The organism is bacterium, assembly GCA_030247525.1.
Classification (GTDB): domain Bacteria; phylum Electryoneota; class JAOADG01; order JAOADG01; family JAOADG01; genus JAOTSC01.
The window spans coordinates 1-18,381 of sequence record JAOTSC010000067.1 but is presented as its reverse complement, the minus strand read 5'-3'; the positions used below and the strand labels follow the sequence as shown (position 1 = coordinate 18,381).

The window sequence follows — 18,381 nt, the reverse complement described above, 5'->3', positions numbered from 1 at the left end:
AAGGGAGAATCTCTACCAATTCGACTTTGAGAGTTTTCTCGAAGGCAAGCTTAACCGGTGCGGTTTCGCCCGGTTCCTCTGAAAAAAGCGAGAGTTGCTTACGGTCGTTTGAGAGCTCCAAGCTTTTTTATTCCTGCATAAACTTTTGCGATGGGCAATCCCATCACGTTAAAAAAACACCCTTCGATTCGTTGCACATAGCGAGCGCCCATCGCCTGTACGCCATAAGCACCTGCTTTATCGAGCGGTTCGCCGGTTTCGACATACTTATCGATTTCCACGTCGTCCATTTCGACAAAGGTTACTCGGCTGATATCATGGAAATCGATCCGCTCCCCGCCAACAATTGCAATAGAAACGCCTGTCCACACCTCGTGAGTATTCCCCGATAGCATTCGCAACATCCGCTTTGCTTCGTCACGATTTTCCGGTTTTCCTAACCAAGTACCGTGTATAACAACCGCCGTGTCGGCAGCGATAACAGTGGTTCCCGGATCAGCGGTTCTTACTCCGGCGTCGGCTTTCTCGCGGGCGAGCCGAACAACATACTCCTCGATTGTTTCCCCGAGTCTAATCGATTCGTCGATATCTGGAACAAATACCCGATGCTTTATACCAATCCGTGTCAGTAATTCAGCCCGGCGGGGTGAGCCACTTGCCAGAAGAATGTTCGGCTCAACCACGAATATGTCCCGTACTTAACACCAATAAACCAAGGATTAGAATCTCTTTAAACCAACCACTAACTCTCGCCCATTGCTCCGGTTCACTCGTTTTCAATCGCGAAACCATAATATACCGGTTTATTGCGATTCCGATCACAAAAGCGATAAGTGCTTGGCTCATCAGGTTCTGGAAAGGCTCCAGTGTTAGAAGAGCTGCCAATGTTGCCAATAAACCCAATACCGAAAACCGAATAACCGATTTTACTGGTTGGTACCCATATTGAATCACCGCGGTCTTGTAGTGGGCAACAAGATCACCGGGTAGATCCTGGATATCTTTTGCCAGTTCGCGGGCGAAAAACGCGAAGCCTACTAACAGTGCTGGAAGAATTCCCGCTCGAACATCACCGACCACCCAAGCACCCAAAATCGGCGTGAGCGCACCACAAAGCGCAATCGTGAAATTTCCGATCCAAGCTCGTCGTTTCCAACTACTGTTGTATCGCCAAAGTAACAACACTACCAGAATCGGTAACAGGAAAATTGGTGGTGGTAACAAGAATCCAGCCCCAATTCCAAAAATCGTAAAAGAAAATGCGAGTTGCCGGGCATGTTTGGTTTGAATCTTTCCGGTCACTAATGGACGTTTCGGGTGATTGATTCGGTCGGCCACTACGTCATTAGCATCGTTCGCCGCATTCGCACCTGCCGTGATGAAAAATGCCGCGATTGCCGCACAAATCAACTCAATCGACTGCCAAAACGGGACAACCAGCCAACCGCAAATCACTACAGCGATTGCCGCAATGAGCGCGTTCCCAATACGAAACAGTTGCAGATAGGCAAGCATAGTTCCTAACTGATAAGGCGACTACGCTTGTGTAGTCGTCTCTTCCACCGGCGAAGGTGCTGCCGCTACTCGATTCGCCTCATCAACGAAATTCAATCGCAAGTTGGTAAGCGTCTGCTGGAGAAACCGCTCTTCGTCGTCGGTGCGATTCCCTTTGGTTTTTCGATCCAGCATCTCCAACACGTCGATTGCAAAGCGTGCTGCTTCCAGTTGCACCGGCCCAACTTTTCCATCAGGTCCGGGCAGTTTCCCCATCCCGATCATCGCCATCTCACTGAATTGGTATACCAGCGTAAAGAAGTAAGATGTATCCTTGTCCATTTCGTCAACCTTGCTCGGTTTGCTCTTGCTTAGTTAATTCGCGAATGCGGTCGCGTAGTACCGCTGCCTCTTCGTACCGCTCTTGCGTTACCAATTCTTCCAATTTCACCTGTAGCCGGGTAACGTCGGTCTCATCCTCATCAGTAAGTAAATTGCTTGGTTTTTCCGGTGGTTCCCCGATTTCACCCGTAAATCCGGTTTCGTCCAGAATTTTCTTAGCGACATAAATCGGTGCTCCGGTTTTCAGCGCTAATGCGATTGCATCGGATGGGCGAGCGTCGATGGTCTTCACATCGTCGCCGCATTGCAAATCGATTTCGGCAAAAAACGTATTGTTCTTTAGTTCGATTATCGAGACTTTCAATACTGATACCGACGCTGCGACAATGATCGATTGAAACATATCGTAGGTCATCGGTCGTTCGTATTTTTGGCCGCGCAATAATGTCGAAATCGTCTGCGCTTCCGCTGGTCCGATAAATATTGGGAACCAACGCCCTTCCGGTTTCCGTTCCTTCAAGATGATGCCGTACCCTTGGAACGGGGGAAATAGCGAGATCCCCGCAACGTCCATGATTTGCACGGTAACGTCCTCCCTTTCCAATAAAATGGGCTCACGCAACGCGATGCGCAAGCCCGGAGCGGTTTGACATCAAGAGATTCGTTACTTTTCGTCTCGCTCCAAGAGGATAGTAACTGGTCCGTCGTTCACACTGGACACCAACATGTGTGCACCGAATTCGCCATCGTGCACAACAATACCGTATTCCTTCAATACTTCAAGAAAGCGGATGTGCATATTCCGTGCAATGGCAGGCGGAGCAGCATCCACAAAATCTGGTCGCCGTCCTTTCCGGGAGTCGGCATGGAGGGTGAAGTTCGATACAACCAGCAACTCACCCGCTATCTCTTTGAGTGAACGGTCGAATTTATCTTCTCCACCTTCTGAGGTAAACAATCGTAAATCGGCGATTTTTCGCGCCATCCACACCATTGTATCCAACCGGTCGTTCGCTGCATAGGATATATAACACAAAACCCCGGAAGCGATACGGGCAATCACTTTGTGATCGACTTGCACTTCTGCAGCAGTCACCCGCTGGAGAACCGCTTTCATACCGCAGACCGGTTTTGGATAATCTGGACGTACTCTTCCCCAACTGCTTTGCGCAACAGCCGCAGACTATCTCGATTCAGATTCAACCGTTTCGTATTAGGACGGGTATGCAATGGCTTACCATCGCCGCGATCCAAGATAATTTGCAAATCGGTGTTGCCGGGATACTCTTCTAAAATCCGGACGAAACGCTCAAGCCACGCTTCATTCCACTTATCCGGTGTCAACCGCAAAATGACGGCATTGGCATGGAGATTCAACGCTTGATCCATTGGAACTGCCGACCGTAACGTGATGCGCGGCGCTTCCTCTTCATCACGACGCGCGGCTTGCCCTTCAATCAACAACAGCGCTTGCGACTCAAGTATGCTTTGGTATCGCGATAGTGCGTCATTATATACCATGATTTCACAGGAACCAGTAAAGTCCTCGATCTTACCGATAGCCCACTGCTTCCCATCTTTGGTGGTCTTGCGTTGGATACTACTCAACACACAGGCAATACGAACCGTCCGTGGTTGCTCCGTCCACTCTTCCGCTTCTCCCAACGAAACGGTATGGAGCTCCGCGATTTCGGAACTGTACTCATCAAGCGGGTGACCGCTGATATAATATCCAATGAGCGACTTCTCAAGCAATAACTTTTCCCGCTTCGGCATCGGCGGCGAAGCCCTGAGCATCGGAACAGCAATCGTACTGGTTCCCGATTCGCCAAACAACGAAGCGTCACTGCTCGAGTATTTTGAATGAATCGAAGCAAACTCAATCGCATCGGGTATTGATGAAAATAATTGTCCCCGCTCGCCGAACGCATCGCAAGCGCCACTGTTTACCAACGCTTCCAGCACTCTTCTATTGCAAACATGGGTATCGATCCGCTTTGCAAACTCGTGCAGACTGGTAAACACTCCTCCTTCGTTCCGCTGTCGTAGAATCTCTTTGACGGCCCCTTCGCCGACATTTTTTATCGCAGCCAATCCGAAGCGAATCCCTTCCGGTACCGGTTCAAACGATAACATCGAGTGATTTACGTCAGGCGGTAGAATTTGAATGTTCATCCGCCGCGCTTCGTCCATTAGTTTCAATACCCGGTCGGGTTTTCCCATGTTCGCCGTCATCGACGCCGCGAGAAACTCACTGGGGAAATGCGCCTTTAGGTAACCGGTCTGATATGCGAGATACGAGTAACCGGCGCTGTGCGATTTATTAAATCCGTAATTCGAGAATTTGAGGATTTGGTCGTACAGTTCATCAGCTTGTTTCTTCGACAAGCCCTTCTCAAGTGCGCCATTGATGAATTCTGGATGCAATGTCTCCAACAAATGCGCATCCTTCTTCCCCATCGCTTTCCGCAGCGTGTCTGCTTTCGACATCGAGAAGCCGCCGACTTCCCGAGCGATAAGCATCACCTGTTCCTGATAAACAATTACGCCGTAGGTGTCCTTAAGAATCGGCTCCAGCGATTTATGGATGTACTTAATCTTCTGTTTGCCTTGCTTACAGGCAATAAAGTCGGGAATCCGCTGCATCGGACCGGGACGGTACAATGCATTCATTGCGATCAAATCGCCCAACCGGCTCGGCTTCAATTGAATGAGCGAACGTTGCATCCCTGACGATTCAAATTGGAAAACACCAACTGTGATCCCCTTACCGAAAAGTTCAAGCGTTTTCTCATCTTCCAAAGGAATCGCATCGATCTCAAATTTCCCATCGGTGTTCAAATACGAAGCGTACTTCGGATTCCGTTCGACATAACCGACAGTTTCCCGTACCGTGGAGAGCATCGTTAAACCGAGCATATCCATTTTCAGGAAGCCGGCTTTTTCAATGACATCTTTATCGTATTGGGATATTAGTTCTCCGCCGGAAATGCGGTACAACGGCAAATACTCACTCAAATCGCCCGGCGCGATGACAACACCAGCGGCATGAGTACCAACATTTCGCAATTTGTTTTCGAGCTTCCCGGCATATTCGATGAGTTGCGTATAGACCGAATTCGATTCGACGATTTTTCGAAAATCGGCATCGAATTTTATCGCATCAGCAATGCTGAAATAGTCGGTATCCGGTGGTGGCTTGATTCTGCCGAATGCATTCGCCAACCGCTCGACATCGGCGAGATTAATGCCTAACACTCTTCCGGTATCGCGGATTGCCCCCTTTGCCTTTAGCGAGCCAAACGTCGCTATTTGACTAACGGCGCCAGCGCCATAGCGCTCGCGCACATAATCGATCACGATGTTTCTCTGATCGTCGGCAAAGTCGATATCCATGTCCGGCGCAGAAATTCGTTCGGGATTCAGGAAACGTTCAAAAATCAAATCGTGTTCGAGGGGGTCGAGGTGAGTGATGTGAAAGGCATACGCAGCGAGCGAACCAGCAACTGAACCGCGACCGGGACCAACCGGTACACCGCGTTTGCGAGCTTCAGTGATAAAGTCGGCAACAATGAGATAATAACCGCTGAAATGAGTACGTTTAACGATGTCGAGTTCGTACTCCAACCGCTCGCGATATGTATTGTTGATTTCCGGTATCCGGCTTCGCAGACCTTCCCATGCAAGCTTTGTAAAGTACTCGTCGATATCGTTCGTACCGGCATCATCCGGAATCGGAAAGCGGGGAATCTGCACTTGCCCGGTAGGTACTTTGAATTCGATTCGTTCGGCAATCTCGACAGTGCGCTCTAATGCAGTTTCCCGCCCACGAAAACGCTCGTACATCTCATCCGGTGATTTGAGATATGCTTCACCGCACTCGGTTCCATGGATTTCCTGAAACTGCGAGAGCAACATCCGCTCACCAATTGCCTGCAGTAGGTCAAACGTAATCGCATCGTCGCGGCCGACATATTTGACTGCATTACTTATCGTGACGGGAACACTACAACGCTGCGCCAACCGCTCGAATCCAGTAATCAGCTCTTCGGAGCTTTCCGCTCGGACATCCTGCAATTCCAAATAGAAGCGGTCGCCAAAGGCTTCTTTCCATTCGCATACCAACCGCTCGGCACCAGCTTCGTCGTGCCTCATTAAATGATGCGCGATTTCGCTTTCGGAAAAGCCGGAGAGGACGATGATATCATTAGCAATCGCAAAGAGGTCGTTTCGATGAACGATAGTTGGCGGATAACTCTGAGGAGACTGAAAGTGTTTTGCGATTAAACGGCAGAGATTTTGATAACCGGTTTGGTTCACTGGAAAAACGAGTACGCTCGCTTTGCCATCGCCCCGCTCCCGTTCCAGTTGCAGCTCAATGCCATGAATCGGCTTTACTTTGCGCTTCTTACACTGCTCTTGAAATTCAATGGCCCCGAACATAACACCATAATCAGTCAAGGCAAGTGTTTCGTAACCGTGACCAATCGCCGCAGTTAACAATTCGGATATGGCGGGAACACCAGCAAGAATACTGTATTCGCTTCGAACGCGCAGGTGAACAAACGGATGACTACTCATTGATGATTGCGCGAACAATTAGTAATACGATTCCCACTAATGCGAGGGCTGCCAGCGAGAACCAGATGATCTCATCAATCATCAAAAAGATGGCAGTCACAAAAAAGCCAATAAGGACTACTGTTACCGAAACTAACGAAAATCTTCGTTGATCGCGGTATCTGGCATCGCGAAACCATCGGCGAATTCGGCGACGAATGTAATGCATCTGTTTCGCCATACTCAGTCTTCCCGCTCACGCCGAATACTCGCTCCGGCAGCCATCAATTTCACTTCTAATTGCTCGTAGCCACGATCTAAATGATAAATCCGCGACACACTTGTCGTTCCGGTAGCAGCCAGTCCGGCTAACACCAATGATGAGGAGGCACGGATGTCAGTTGACATCACCGGTGCTCCCTTTAATTTACAACCGCCAGCGACAACTGCAACATTTCCATCCAGATTTATCTCAGCTCCCAGTCGTTGCAGCTCAGCGATGTGGGTAAAGCGGTCGAAGTATATCGTTTCAGTTACCCGGCTATCTCCATCGGCTTGCGTCATTAAAGCGATCCATTGTGCCTGTAAATCAGTCGGAAAACCGGGATAAGGCGCTGTTTTGATGTCGACAGCGTGCAACGACCCAGTTCGTTCGATATCCACAACATTTTGGCCAATTTCAGTAACACAACCAGCTTCCCGCAGTTTATCCAATACAATACCCAAGTCGGATCCATAACAATTGGCAACTCGGAGTTTGCTCCCGGTTATCGCAGCAGCAATCAAATAGGTACCAGCTTCAATCCGGTCAGGAATCACTTTGATTGCTACCGGATGCAATTCGGAGACGCCGTGAATGGTTAATCGCGATTGTCCAATACCCTCTATCTGCGCGCCCATCGCTACCAGCATCTCGCAGAGTTGGACAATTTCCGGTTCGCGAGCGCAATTCTCGAGAATGGTAGTACCTTCGGCACGAATAGCAGCCATCAAGACATTACCTGTCGCGCCAACCGATGAAACTTCAAAAATGATTTCAGTCCCTACTAACTTTTCAGCTTTAGCTACAACGTAACCGGCATCGATGTCGATCTGAGCACCAAGTTTCGTTAATCCTTTGAGGTGCTGATCGACCGGACGCGGACCCCATGCGCAACCGCCGGGCAGAGAAACGCGAGCTTCACCGTACCGGGCAAGCAAGGGTCCTAAAACATAGAATGATGCTCGCATCGTTTTGACCAAGTCATAGTAGGCAGTTCGAGTATTTGAAGGAGTGACCCGTAAAACACACTTGTTGTTTTCTATGGCTCCTACTGCCCCTAAATCGTTCAACAACCGGAGCATCGTACGAGTATCACGCAAATTCGGCATATTCTCAAAAAGATATTCGCCGTCAGCGAGGAGTGCGGCCGACATAAGCGGTAGTGCAGCGTTTTTTGCACCGGAGACTTGAATTTCGCCAGTAAGTAACCGTCCGCCTTCTATGATAAAACGATCCATGGCAATTATCCTTTCGAGTACTCCGCTAACAACTCGCGGGCACCGGCAATTGCACCTTGTCCAGTTTCGCTGCCACTGAGCATAGCGGCAATTTCATCAATCCGTTCCGCAGCGGTCAGTATTACCGCTTCGATTGAGGTGCGGGAACCGCTTACGGTTTTGCGGATTGCTATTTGGGTGTGGGCAGCTGCAGCTACCTGTGGAAGATGAGTGACCATAAAGACGGTGCGATTCGAGCTAAGTTTACGCAAAGTCTTTCCTATCGCCGAAGCGATGCGACCCGAAACACCGCGGTCGATTTCATCCAGTAACAACACGGTGGGATCGACACTATCGGCAAGTCCTAACAATACCAACTCCAAGCGTGCCAGCTCGCCGCCGGAAATGGTACTCTCCAGTGGAAGCGGCGGATGATCGGGATTCGCCGAAAAACGGAATGATACTTCGTCGATACCCAGCTCTGAAGGTTCGCTGCGTTCGCTCCACTGTATAGAGAATTGTGGATTGACTATACCCAAAAATGGTAATTCGCGTTTAACCGCAACGACAATATCAGTCTCAACCGAACGGCGTTTCCTCGAGAGCGTCAGTGCAGATGTTTGATAACTCTTGCGTAATTGCTCGACTTCCACCCGATAGTTTTGGATTTGCTCATCAAGGGTATGCGAATCAACTAACGATTGTTGCAACTTTTGCACTCGTTGAGGAATTGCATCCGCGGTGATGTGCCATTTCCGCTCACAATCGGCAATCGCCTGTAACCGAACTTCTATCTGCTCGAGACATGCCGGTTCCAAATCAAACGATTCGAGTTGACGAGTGACTTCATTAATGAATTCCCGCAACTCAATATTTGTCGATTCTACTCGTTCGAGAAACTCACCAGCTCGAGGATCCCATTTTTGCGCATTACGTAAGGAACCGCAAACCCCATTCAATTTTTGGGTGACCGAACCAAACTCACCATCGAGCGTATCGACCACATTCTGATAGGAACTGCGAATCGTTTCCAAATGCCGCAAACGGTCGCGTTCCTCTCGCAAATGCTCCTGCTCTCCCGCTTCGTATGCTAATGCGTTTAACTCTTTATACTCACGCTGCAACCACTCGCTTTGAATTGCCGATTGCTCTGATTTATTCGACAATTCGTGCAATGCTTGGTACAAAGTTTTCCATTCCAAATACAGTTGTTCGACTTGGTTTCGCTCCGAATCCGTTTTAGCAAATTCATCGATAAACGATAGTTGGCGGGCAGCCATGCGAAATGCACCGACATCTTCTTGTAATGAAAAACTGAGCAGAAATGTCGATGCCTCCGATAACTCGGTAAGGGTTACAGGACTGTCGTTGATAAACGAACGTGATTTTCCATCGGAACGGATTTCACGGCGGAGTATCCACTCTTCCCCCGATTCGCTTGTCAGTTGTTTCAGCTTGTCACAGATCGATGGAGGCGGTGTAAACTTGACTTCGACAAATCCTTTGTCGCAACCATCGCGTACCCATGCTCCATTCCCCCGGGTGCCTGCGAGCAATGTGAGTGCCCGGATAATCATTGATTTTCCCGCACCTGACTCACCCGTCACCGCAACAAAGCCGCCGACGATCTCGATTTCGAGATAATCGATAAGAAACAAGTTCGAGATTGTGAACGATTTCAGCATGGTTCTAAAAAGTAAAAATCAATATCGTGGTTATCTTTACGGACGGATTACTGCTACTTTGCCCAGTGAATTCTTTCCATCGGGAGACGTAACTACGATGTAGTAGACACCACTGGCGACGCGCTCACCTTCTTCGTTTTTGCCGTCCCATCCGATACCGGCAGCTTCGACAAAAGTGAGTTTCCGTACCAGCAATCCGGAAACAGTGAACAATCTGACTTCTGCATTTGCCACCAAACCATTGTCACCAAATTTCAAATGATTTTGTCCGTCGTTACGAAATGGATTCGGCGCTGGCTCGATTTTTCCGATGGAGGTCCCGTACTGCCGGAATGGAGTGCTAAGAACGGCAATACCGCCTTCATTTACGATAAACAGTTCACCACTACGCGGCGAAAAACTCATCGATCCGATATAGTCAGTCGACAATCCGGTTGTTTCGAGTTCCGATGTTTTGGTAAACGATTCCAACCAAGTTTGCCCATCAGCAGAAAGTAATGCTAACCCGTGGTCGGTCCCTACCCAGATTTGTCCTGTCGCATCAGCTGCCAGAGACACCACAATATTCGATATTGGTACTGAAAGCGGATAGAACCTCATCCCTGCTGGATCCTCGGTAATACGTCCATAATACAGACCAAATGTCGTCGCTAAATAAAGTACAGCGTCGGCGCCGATTGCCATTGCTGAGATTGTCAAATCTTCCGGAAGTCCCGACTCCTCGCCAAAACTATTGATCGCATCGTCACTATATGTATCGATTGTTCCCCGGAAATCGTAAACTACTAACCGTTGGGTTCCTGCATAGCTACTCCCCATCCAAACTCGATCCCAGGGATCTATCACCATCCGGTTCATTTTACTGCCTGGCATACCGTCTGCAAGACCGATTCTCCGCCAAGTACCATTTTCCCAACCGGGGAACATACCTGCACCTTCCGGTAATACTACTAATGGAGCATCATCTACCGGATCATAGTTTAAAACGATTACTCTACCATTTGATAAGAAGCTAATTGCCGAAACTACTGGTTGCCGGTTGTTGTCATACTCGCGAAGATGTGCTCCAGTAGCAGCGGTATGATCAAAGTGCTGCATTGAATCAGGATAAAATATCGCTAACCCGCCACCGTTAGTACCTTCCCAGATGTTACCTGCGGCATCGCAAGCAATAACGTTTGGATCTTGTACAAAAAAGAAGGAGTATTGCGGCGGGGAAGTCATGCGTGTTCGATACTCCCAGCGGTTTTCTTGGAAGATGTAAACCCCGCGTGTTCGTTCGCCACCCGCCATCAGCGCTAAACCGCCATTCGGCAACCGAACCGCACCGGTTAAATTGGGATACAATGCTGTTTGAGCACTGCTTGCAATCCATTGATCAGAATTCGCATCATAGGTCGCATACTTGCCATACGTAGAATCGGTCTCGGCAAAATATGTAAACAGGTTTGCCCCGGAAGCTGAAAAGAAAGAGAAAGAAGTAGAATCACTTCCAATTATCGTGTTATCCGCAACTCGTTGTATTCCATTTGAAGCGCAGAAAATCAGGCTATCGTTGTAAACAGCGATATGATGTATCCAACCAGAACGGCGTTGTGAAACGGTTGTTCCCGACAACGTATAGCAGCCATTGCTGGTGGCTACCGCTAAACCATCTTGATATGAAATACAATCGTATACTTCCCGATTGTTTAATTCCGAAATTGTCGACCATGCACTGGGAGACTGCAACAATGGATCGTTCCAATTGGCATACGCTAAGCCTCGATTGGTAGCAACCCAAAGCGTATCACGAAACAACCGAATATCATAAACAACCGGCAATCGCCCAACTGTCCCGAAATCACGATACGTTGCATCGATAACCCAACGTTGCAGCGACTGGTGATAACTAACGCGAGTAATTCCGGCAGCTGTTGAGACAAAGAGCACCCGGTTGAATTCCCGCAGTAACTGAATTTCAAAAATGTCCGGTTCATTTTGTAGGAGAGTGATTCGCTCCCCATTTCCGGTCATCGGATTGATATGAGTTATCGAGGCATCTACTGCCCCTACCCACACTCCACCATCCGAAGCGGTAGTTATTGCCGACAACTTATTTGTGGATAGATACCCATCGGACACTGTCCACATTCTATCGTGATGTGGTGTCCGATAAAATAGCCCACCCAGAGTTGCAGCAAACAGCGTATCGCGGGAAGCAACCATTGGGTTATTATTCCAACGGATATTTCCGTTGAAAAATGGACGATTGCCGGAGGTAATGTTTTGCCAACTATATCCGAAAGCAGAAACAACAATAAGCAACGTGACAAAAATGGAACGCATATTTAACCCTCGTGACGATTCGCGAGCGACCATGAATAACAGGAACCGTTCAAAGGGTTTCGGCGTGCCGCGGAACGGTGATAGCGAAGTTTGCTTCGCGCAATCAACTACTTGAGGCGCGAATACAGATCACTAAGTTCCAAGGCGGAAAGCGCAGCATCCCAGCCGCGATTGCCTTGCTTTGAACCGGCTCGATCAATGGCTTGATCGACGCTGTCGGCAGTAACAACCCCATACACCACAGGTATTGAATGATGCAATCCAAGTTGGGCGATTCCTTTGGAGACTTCCGCGGCGACAAAGTCGAAATGCGGGGTCTCTCCACGAATCACGGCACCGAGGCAAATCACAGCATGAGGCAGCTTTTTACGGCCTAACACCGCATTGGCTGCCCCGGGGATTTCCCATGCGCCGGGAACACGAACTAACTCGATTGCATCGTCCGTTACACCGTGACGAGTAAGGCAATCCACTGCCCCTTCGATCAAACGGGCAACGATAAATTCGTTGAAACGGGAAGCGACAATTGTAAACGATTTCTTCTCGCCAACGTACTTACCTTCAATCACATTCATCAAGCTCAGTCCTTTTCTTCCGTGAGGATCATATGACCTAATTCATCGCGTTTCGTCTGGAGATAATAAAGATTCGATGCATTTGGTACGATTTCGATTGGGACTCGTTCGACTACTTCCAATCCGTAACCGTGAAGACCGACAATTTTCCGAGGATTGTTCGTCATCAGGCGAATCTTGCGTATCCCCAAATCGTATAAAATTTGCGCTCCGATACCATAATCGCGCAAATCATCGGCGAAGCCAAGCAACCGATTCGCTTCGACAGTGTCGTGTCCCTGCTCTTGCAACTTGTACGCTTTTAGCTTGGGACCGAGACCAATACCGCGTCCTTCTTGACGCATATACAATACAACGCCTTGCCCTTCCAATTCAATTCGCCGGAGCGCGGCTTCCAATTGCGGCCCGCAATCACACCTCGCAGAGCCAAAAACATCGCCGGTTAAGCATTCGCTATGGACTCGCACAAGCACTGGTTCGGTCGTTTCGACATTCCCCTTAACAATTGCGACGTGATCTAATCCATCAACGGTCGAGCGAAAGTGAAACAAACGAAAGTTACCAAATTTTGTCGGCAAATTTACTTCGACTTCCCGGCGAATTAATTTCTCGGTGCGTTGACGATACTCGATCAAATCGGCAACACTTACAATCTTGAGATCAAATTTTTTGGCAAGTTCTTTTAACTCAATAAGCCGCGCCATCGTGCCATCGTCGGCTAAGATTTCACAAAGAACGCCCACTGGATGCAATCCCGCCATACTAACCAAATCAACGGTTGCTTCCGTATGACCTGCCCGCTTTAACACACCGCCCTCATGGGCACGTAACGGAAACACATGTCCGGGTCGAGCAAAGTCTTCTACTCGAGTCTCCGGATTCGATAAAGCGACAGCAGTTGCTGAACGATCGTATACCGAAATCCCGGTTGTGCAACCTGGAATCAAATCGACCGAAATAGTAAACGGTGTGCCATGCAAGGCGCTATTTGCCGCTGGTTCGACCATGAATGGCAGTTTCAAACGGTCGGCAAAGGTTTTGTGCATCGGTGCACAGATTAACCCACGGCCATACTTTACGAAAATATTCATCAATTCGGGAGTCATTTTTTCGGCAGCGGCGATAAAGTCTCCTTCATTTTCCCGCTCTTCGTCGTCGACAACGATGACGCACTTTCCCGCGGCTAAATCGGCAACCGCATCTTCAATTTTGTCCAACATGCTTCTTACGCCCTTACAATTGAACCGAGAATTTCGGTTCTATACAGACAACCCTCAAGTCTGTTTCGTAAACAACGACTCGACATACTTCGCAATAACATCGGTCTCTAAATTCACTTTCGTTCCCGCTCGCCACGCCGTGAGATTTGTATAGGTTAGGGTATGGGGTATCACCGAGATAGCAAACTCACCGGTTCGATGCTTCTTCGCTACGGTGAAACTTACACCCGACAAAGCGACTGATCCTTTTTCCACGATGTACTTTGCAAATTCTACTGGAGGTTTCAACCAGATCAATTGCGAACCTTCCCGTAGATCAATCCGGGTAACGGTAGCAATTCCATCGATATGACCTTGTACGATATGACCATCGAATCGGCTGCCAACAGCCATCGCTCGTTCTAAATGAACAGTCACACCAGATTTCAAATTCCCTAATGTGGTACGTTCCAAAGTCTCTGTTACAGCAATCACTTGAAATGACTGTTCATCGCACGCAATTACGGTTTGGCAGGCACCATCAATCGCAACCGATTGATCGATTCGCAACGATGCCGCAAGCGGCGTGGCAATCGTGAGTGTAAGATTCCCGCTTCGCTTTACGGAATTCTTCACTGTGCCAATCGTTTCTATTAATCCGGTAAACATGGTTATTGTTTCACCTGTAGTCGTAAATGGACATCGTCGCCAAATCGTTCAATATGAATCCGGTCAAATCCAATCGCATCGTCGATCTGTTCGATGCCCAAGTTACCGAAACCCGATCTCCCATCGGCGCCAATCAACTTGGGTGCAATTGCAACTATCAGCTCATCGGCAATTCGGCTGCGGAGAAATGCGGTGGCAATATCGCGCCCGCCTTCGACAAGGATTCGGTGGATTCCCTGCGAAGCGGCGAATCGCAAAACATCCAGTAAACCTACCCGCTCATCAGCAGCCGGCAGTTCGATTATCTCCGCACCGGCTTTCTTGAGTTTGATTTGTCGGGCAGGTTCGGCTCCGGCAATCCCGCAAATCATCACTGGGGCTTTTGTGGTAAAAACGTTTGCAGATGGTGGAGTCCGAAAATGACTGTCGAGAATGATTCGTACTGGATCATGACCGCTGACCAACCGCACATTCAGCAACGGGTCGTCGGCGAGAACTGTGCCGATGCCGACAATGACGGCATCGACCGAGGCACGAAGCTGGTGCACGAATTTGCGTGACTTCTCACCGGTAATCCATTGTGAGCTTCCCGTCGATGTCGCAATTTTCCCATCGAGTGATTGGGCGATTTTCACGATGACATAAGGCAAACCGCTGGTAACGTGTTTGAAGTATGCCCGGTTTAAAGCCAATGCTTCCGTCTCGCTAACTCCCTCGACCACTTCCACTCCTGCTTTCCGAAGTGTCGAAAATCCCTTCCCGGAAACTAACGGATTGGGATCGCGGGTGGTCGAAACAACTTTTGCGATGCCAGCTTTTAAAATTGCATCGGTACAGGGGGGGGTTTTTCCAAAGTGGCAGCACGGTTCCAATGTCACGTAGAGGGTCGCGCCATGAGCCTTATCGCCCGCTTTCCTCAGAGCTACCACTTCGGCATGTGGTCCGCCAAATCTCTGGTGGGCACCGCTTGCGATCAGCCGGTCGTCTTTAACGATAATCGCGCCAACCATCGGATTCGGGCCAACTTTCCCAAATCCGCGTTGTGCGATTCGCAACGCTTCGCTAATCCACTCTTCTGGTGTGACTCGTTTCATGCCGCCGTTTCGATAAAAAAATACCCGCAGCCATATCAATATGCGCGCTGCGGGGATTTTTCCACTGAGATGCGATACCCAAACGCAACGCTCCGGTACTTCCGTGCGTTGGATTTGGCATCTTCTTTCATCCGGACTGTGACCGTCGGCACCGGAGTTTCACCGGTTCATGCGATCGAAATCGCTCGCGGGCTATACCGCCGATAGGGAATTGCACCCATCCCCGAAGACGCTAAAACTGTGTTACGCAAAAACCTGTTTATTGGTTACTGCGTGTATGTTAATTTACAAATTCTCGATGTGCTTTACCAAAGTTTCCTTCGGAAGCGCGCCTACCATAGAGTTTACGACTCGACCGCCCTTGAAAAAGAGCAAAGTGGGAATCGATTTGATTTGGTACTTCATTGCGGTGTTCATATTCGAATCGACATCGAGTTTGCCGATTTTTACTTTTCCCTTGTACTCCTCTGCCAATGCTTCGATGGTCGGCGCAATCATCCGGCACGGTGCACACCACGCCGCCCAGCAATCAACCACAACCGGTAAATCGCTTTTTAATACTTCCTGATCGAAATTCGCGTCGGTAAACTCAACTGCCATTGTAAACTCCTTTATCCCCTAATTGATTCGTAAAAAGGTAGAGCGAAAAACCGCTGAGTACAATTTTACGAGATATTCGCTTTTCGGAGATAATCCGCTGCCATTTCCGGGGGTAACGGATTAATGTGAATCCCTGATCCCCATTCAAATCCGGCGGCGGCATTTAGTCTTGGTAATATTTCGACATGCCAATGCCAATCCATCCGCAAAGTATTCCAGTATTGTCGGCGATGCTCTTGTGCAATCGTATTCGGCGCAGTATGGAGCAGGAAGTTATATGGTGGATCGTTTAATGCAACCCTTAATCGTTTCAGAACATCGATCAACATCCGGGCAAAGGAAAACCGCTCGGATGTCGTCATTTCGGTAAAGTCGTGTGAGTGACGACGTGGCACGATTGCAATTTCAAACGGGAAGCGCGAAGCATACGGCGAGTGGGCAACAAACTCCCCATTATCGGCGATTACGCGTTCCCCTTCTCTTGTCTCTTGCGTCAGAATATCGCAATAGAGGCAACGTTCTTTCCGTTCGTAATGCTCTTTCGCGGCGTCGAGTTCCATTGAAACCGTTCTCGGAGTTACCGGAGTTGCGATAATCTGCGAGTGGGGATGACTTAAGGTCGCCCCGGCTGATCTGCCAAAGTTTCGGAACAACATCGCATACCGAAGACGCGCGTCACGCCGCAAATCGCTGATCCGGTTCGACCAGATTTCTGCCAATTGTGCAACCCGCTCGACACTCATATCCGCCATGTGCTCGCTATGAGAAGTTGACTCAATGATTACTTCGTGAGCGCCTACACCGGAAAGTTTGTCATATAATCCAACTCCTTCGCGGGAGAGGTTTCCTTCGATTTGCAGCGCGGGAAATTTATTGGGAACGACACGTACGTTCCAACCGGGCCCGTTGGCGGGCAAGTCAGGCGGTCGTACCGCAAAGATTTCCGGCGGCGTCCGTTCTTCGTTACCGGGACAAAACGGACAAAACTGCCAATCCTTCTCGTCGATTTTTTCTTTATCGGGAACAAAATCGTGGGGACGTGCCATCCGTTCCGATGCGATAATAATCCATCGTTTCTGCATCGGATCGTGACGTAGTTCCGACATGCCAAGCTCCTATTATTTCAACCAAACTGCTGGATTGAGATGAGCAAACAAGGAATCCCGTTCGGCGATTTCTTCCCAATGTAAACTGATATCTTCATCCAAAATCTTGCCTGCAGCAAGTAACTCGACTATCTCCGCCATCCGGTTAAAATCACGATGGTGCGTATTGAAGCGCATTTCCGAGTAATCCCGGGCAGACACTGTTGAAATCAAAAACTGCCAATCCGAAGATTCAAGTAACAACAACTCACGACCTAACTGCGCCAGTGCTTTCTGCAATTCGGGATTTTCCACATTTGAGTATTTTTCCGTCAGTTCCTGCATCTTCGCTTCGCACTGGTAGATGATCTCCCATGTCCAAGCGGTATCCTGATTCAACCAGATGTGATGGAATCCGCCTTCTCCCCACGACCCTTCCGGTAAAGTTATACGGCTGGCAACAACCATCCGGTCTTGGGTATCGCTTAGGGTCGCCGGTTGACCATTGGTATTTTGCAATTTGCGAATCACTCGCTCGATCCAGCGGATCCCCTCAAACCACCAGTGTCCAAACAATTCGGTATCGAACGGTGCGCAGATCATGGGATTTTCGATACCACTGGCTTCGGCGCTCTTCAGAGTAGATTTCACTAATTCGGCAAAATGGTCGGCATTCTCATCTAACCGTCCGTCGACTTTTTTCGGTTCGTACAGTAGTTTGTCACCGAGGTCGGCTTTTGCGCTCGTTACCCGCCAATAGCGGTTTCCACCGGGAAAATGCTTTTTGTGAAAATCGAGGTAGTTGCCATCGCCGGGATAGCCATATTCCCCTGACCAAACTTGGAGTGATGTGCTCGGTAGCCGGGTAAACACTCCTACGGGATGTTTGTTGTCGATGTCACCAACCCAATGCATTTCATGGGGAGAGGCTAATGGCACCGGGCCTGCCGGTTGACTCTGCTCGAATTGTTCCCACAACTTCATCAATCCTTCAAAGCGGGCGAGATACATCCCAATCGGTTTTCCACCTTCCAACAAATGGGAGTCGACAATGAAGTACCGTAATCCTACTTCCTGCAACAACTCCTCGACACCAAGGCGGTCACGCGGCGTTTTGTCTTCACCTACCGGTGGTGTCCACTTGTATCCGGGACGGTACGCACATTCCGGCAACCAGATGCCTCGTGGCTCACGCCCGAAATGGTGTTTGTAGGTTTCGACACCTACCCGCAATTGCGCGCGAATCGCATTGTCCGTTCCCAACAATGGGT

General features: G+C 49.2%; 17 protein-coding genes and 1 riboswitch. All 17 genes read right to left on the bottom strand.

All coding sequences use genetic code 11. The features are described 5' to 3' along the window. Positions 1-98 precede the first annotated feature (98 nt). A complete protein-coding gene (locus OEM52_07800; protein ID MDK9700031.1) occupies positions 99-683 on the bottom strand; it encodes a Maf family protein in 585 nt (194 codons plus the stop codon). Next, the gene (locus OEM52_07795) at positions 676-1,515 is read right to left on the bottom strand and encodes a UbiA family prenyltransferase (GenBank protein ID MDK9700030.1); all 840 of its coding nucleotides are present in this window, start codon (positions 1,513-1,515) and stop codon (positions 676-678) included. Before OEM52_07795 ends, OEM52_07800 begins: the two co-directional genes overlap by 8 nt. Positions 1,516-1,536: 21 nt before the next feature. After that, the gene (locus OEM52_07790) at positions 1,537-1,836 is read right to left on the bottom strand and encodes a DUF1844 domain-containing protein (protein MDK9700029.1); all 300 of its coding nucleotides are present in this window, start codon (positions 1,834-1,836) and stop codon (positions 1,537-1,539) included. Between the two features lie 4 nt (positions 1,837-1,840). Continuing rightward, positions 1,841-2,410: a DUF151 domain-containing protein gene (locus OEM52_07785; protein ID MDK9700028.1), complete on the bottom strand. Its 570-nt coding sequence runs from the start codon at positions 2,408-2,410 to the stop codon at positions 1,841-1,843. A gap of 90 nt (positions 2,411-2,500) precedes the next feature. Continuing rightward, positions 2,501-2,953, bottom strand: a complete 453-nt coding sequence (gene dtd / locus OEM52_07780) for a D-aminoacyl-tRNA deacylase (GenBank protein ID MDK9700027.1) — start codon at positions 2,951-2,953, stop codon at positions 2,501-2,503. Beyond that, positions 2,950-6,417: a DNA polymerase III subunit alpha gene (dnaE, locus tag OEM52_07775; protein MDK9700026.1), complete on the bottom strand. Its 3,468-nt coding sequence runs from the start codon at positions 6,415-6,417 to the stop codon at positions 2,950-2,952. The genes dtd and dnaE overlap by 4 nt, the downstream gene beginning before the upstream one ends. Continuing rightward, entirely contained in the window at positions 6,410-6,637 is a 228-nt protein-coding gene (locus OEM52_07770) for a hypothetical protein (GenBank protein ID MDK9700025.1), read from the bottom strand. Before OEM52_07770 ends, dnaE begins: the two co-directional genes overlap by 8 nt. A gap of 2 nt (positions 6,638-6,639) precedes the next feature. Beyond that, on the bottom strand, positions 6,640-7,896 hold the full coding sequence (murA, locus tag OEM52_07765) for a UDP-N-acetylglucosamine 1-carboxyvinyltransferase (GenBank protein ID MDK9700024.1): 1,257 nt from the start codon (positions 7,894-7,896) through the stop codon (positions 6,640-6,642). A gap of 5 nt (positions 7,897-7,901) precedes the next feature. Then, positions 7,902-9,560, bottom strand: a complete 1,659-nt coding sequence (locus tag OEM52_07760) for a DNA repair protein RecN (protein ID MDK9700023.1) — start codon at positions 9,558-9,560, stop codon at positions 7,902-7,904. 36 nt (positions 9,561-9,596) lie between these two features. Further along, positions 9,597-11,888 (bottom strand): hypothetical protein, encoded by a 2,292-nt coding sequence (locus tag OEM52_07755; GenBank protein MDK9700022.1) that lies wholly within the window; start codon positions 11,886-11,888, stop codon positions 9,597-9,599. Between the two features lie 107 nt (positions 11,889-11,995). Continuing rightward, positions 11,996-12,463, bottom strand: a complete 468-nt coding sequence (gene ribH / locus OEM52_07750; GenBank protein ID MDK9700021.1) for a 6,7-dimethyl-8-ribityllumazine synthase — start codon at positions 12,461-12,463, stop codon at positions 11,996-11,998. 5 nt (positions 12,464-12,468) lie between these two features. Beyond that, positions 12,469-13,683, bottom strand: coding sequence for a bifunctional 3,4-dihydroxy-2-butanone-4-phosphate synthase/GTP cyclohydrolase II (locus OEM52_07745; GenBank protein ID MDK9700020.1), 1,215 nt, complete (start codon positions 13,681-13,683; stop codon positions 12,469-12,471). A gap of 54 nt (positions 13,684-13,737) precedes the next feature. Continuing rightward, a complete protein-coding gene (locus OEM52_07740; GenBank protein ID MDK9700019.1) occupies positions 13,738-14,331 on the bottom strand; it encodes a riboflavin synthase in 594 nt (197 codons plus the stop codon). A 2-nt stretch (positions 14,332-14,333) separates the two neighbouring features. Then, positions 14,334-15,425, bottom strand: a complete 1,092-nt coding sequence (gene ribD, locus OEM52_07735) for a bifunctional diaminohydroxyphosphoribosylaminopyrimidine deaminase/5-amino-6-(5-phosphoribosylamino)uracil reductase RibD (GenBank protein ID MDK9700018.1) — start codon at positions 15,423-15,425, stop codon at positions 14,334-14,336. 115 nt (positions 15,426-15,540) lie between these two features. After that, a riboswitch (FMN riboswitch) is annotated at positions 15,541-15,660 on the bottom strand. Between the two features lie 50 nt (positions 15,661-15,710). Next, on the bottom strand, positions 15,711-16,025 hold the full coding sequence (gene trxA / locus OEM52_07730; protein MDK9700017.1) for a thioredoxin: 315 nt from the start codon (positions 16,023-16,025) through the stop codon (positions 15,711-15,713). A 65-nt stretch (positions 16,026-16,090) separates the two neighbouring features. Then, the gene (locus OEM52_07725) at positions 16,091-17,131 is read right to left on the bottom strand and encodes a DUF4931 domain-containing protein (protein ID MDK9700016.1); all 1,041 of its coding nucleotides are present in this window, start codon (positions 17,129-17,131) and stop codon (positions 16,091-16,093) included. A 12-nt stretch (positions 17,132-17,143) separates the two neighbouring features. Next, positions 17,144-18,381: DUF1957 domain-containing protein (locus tag OEM52_07720; GenBank protein MDK9700015.1), on the bottom strand; the 1,238-nt coding region annotated here is incomplete at its 5' end.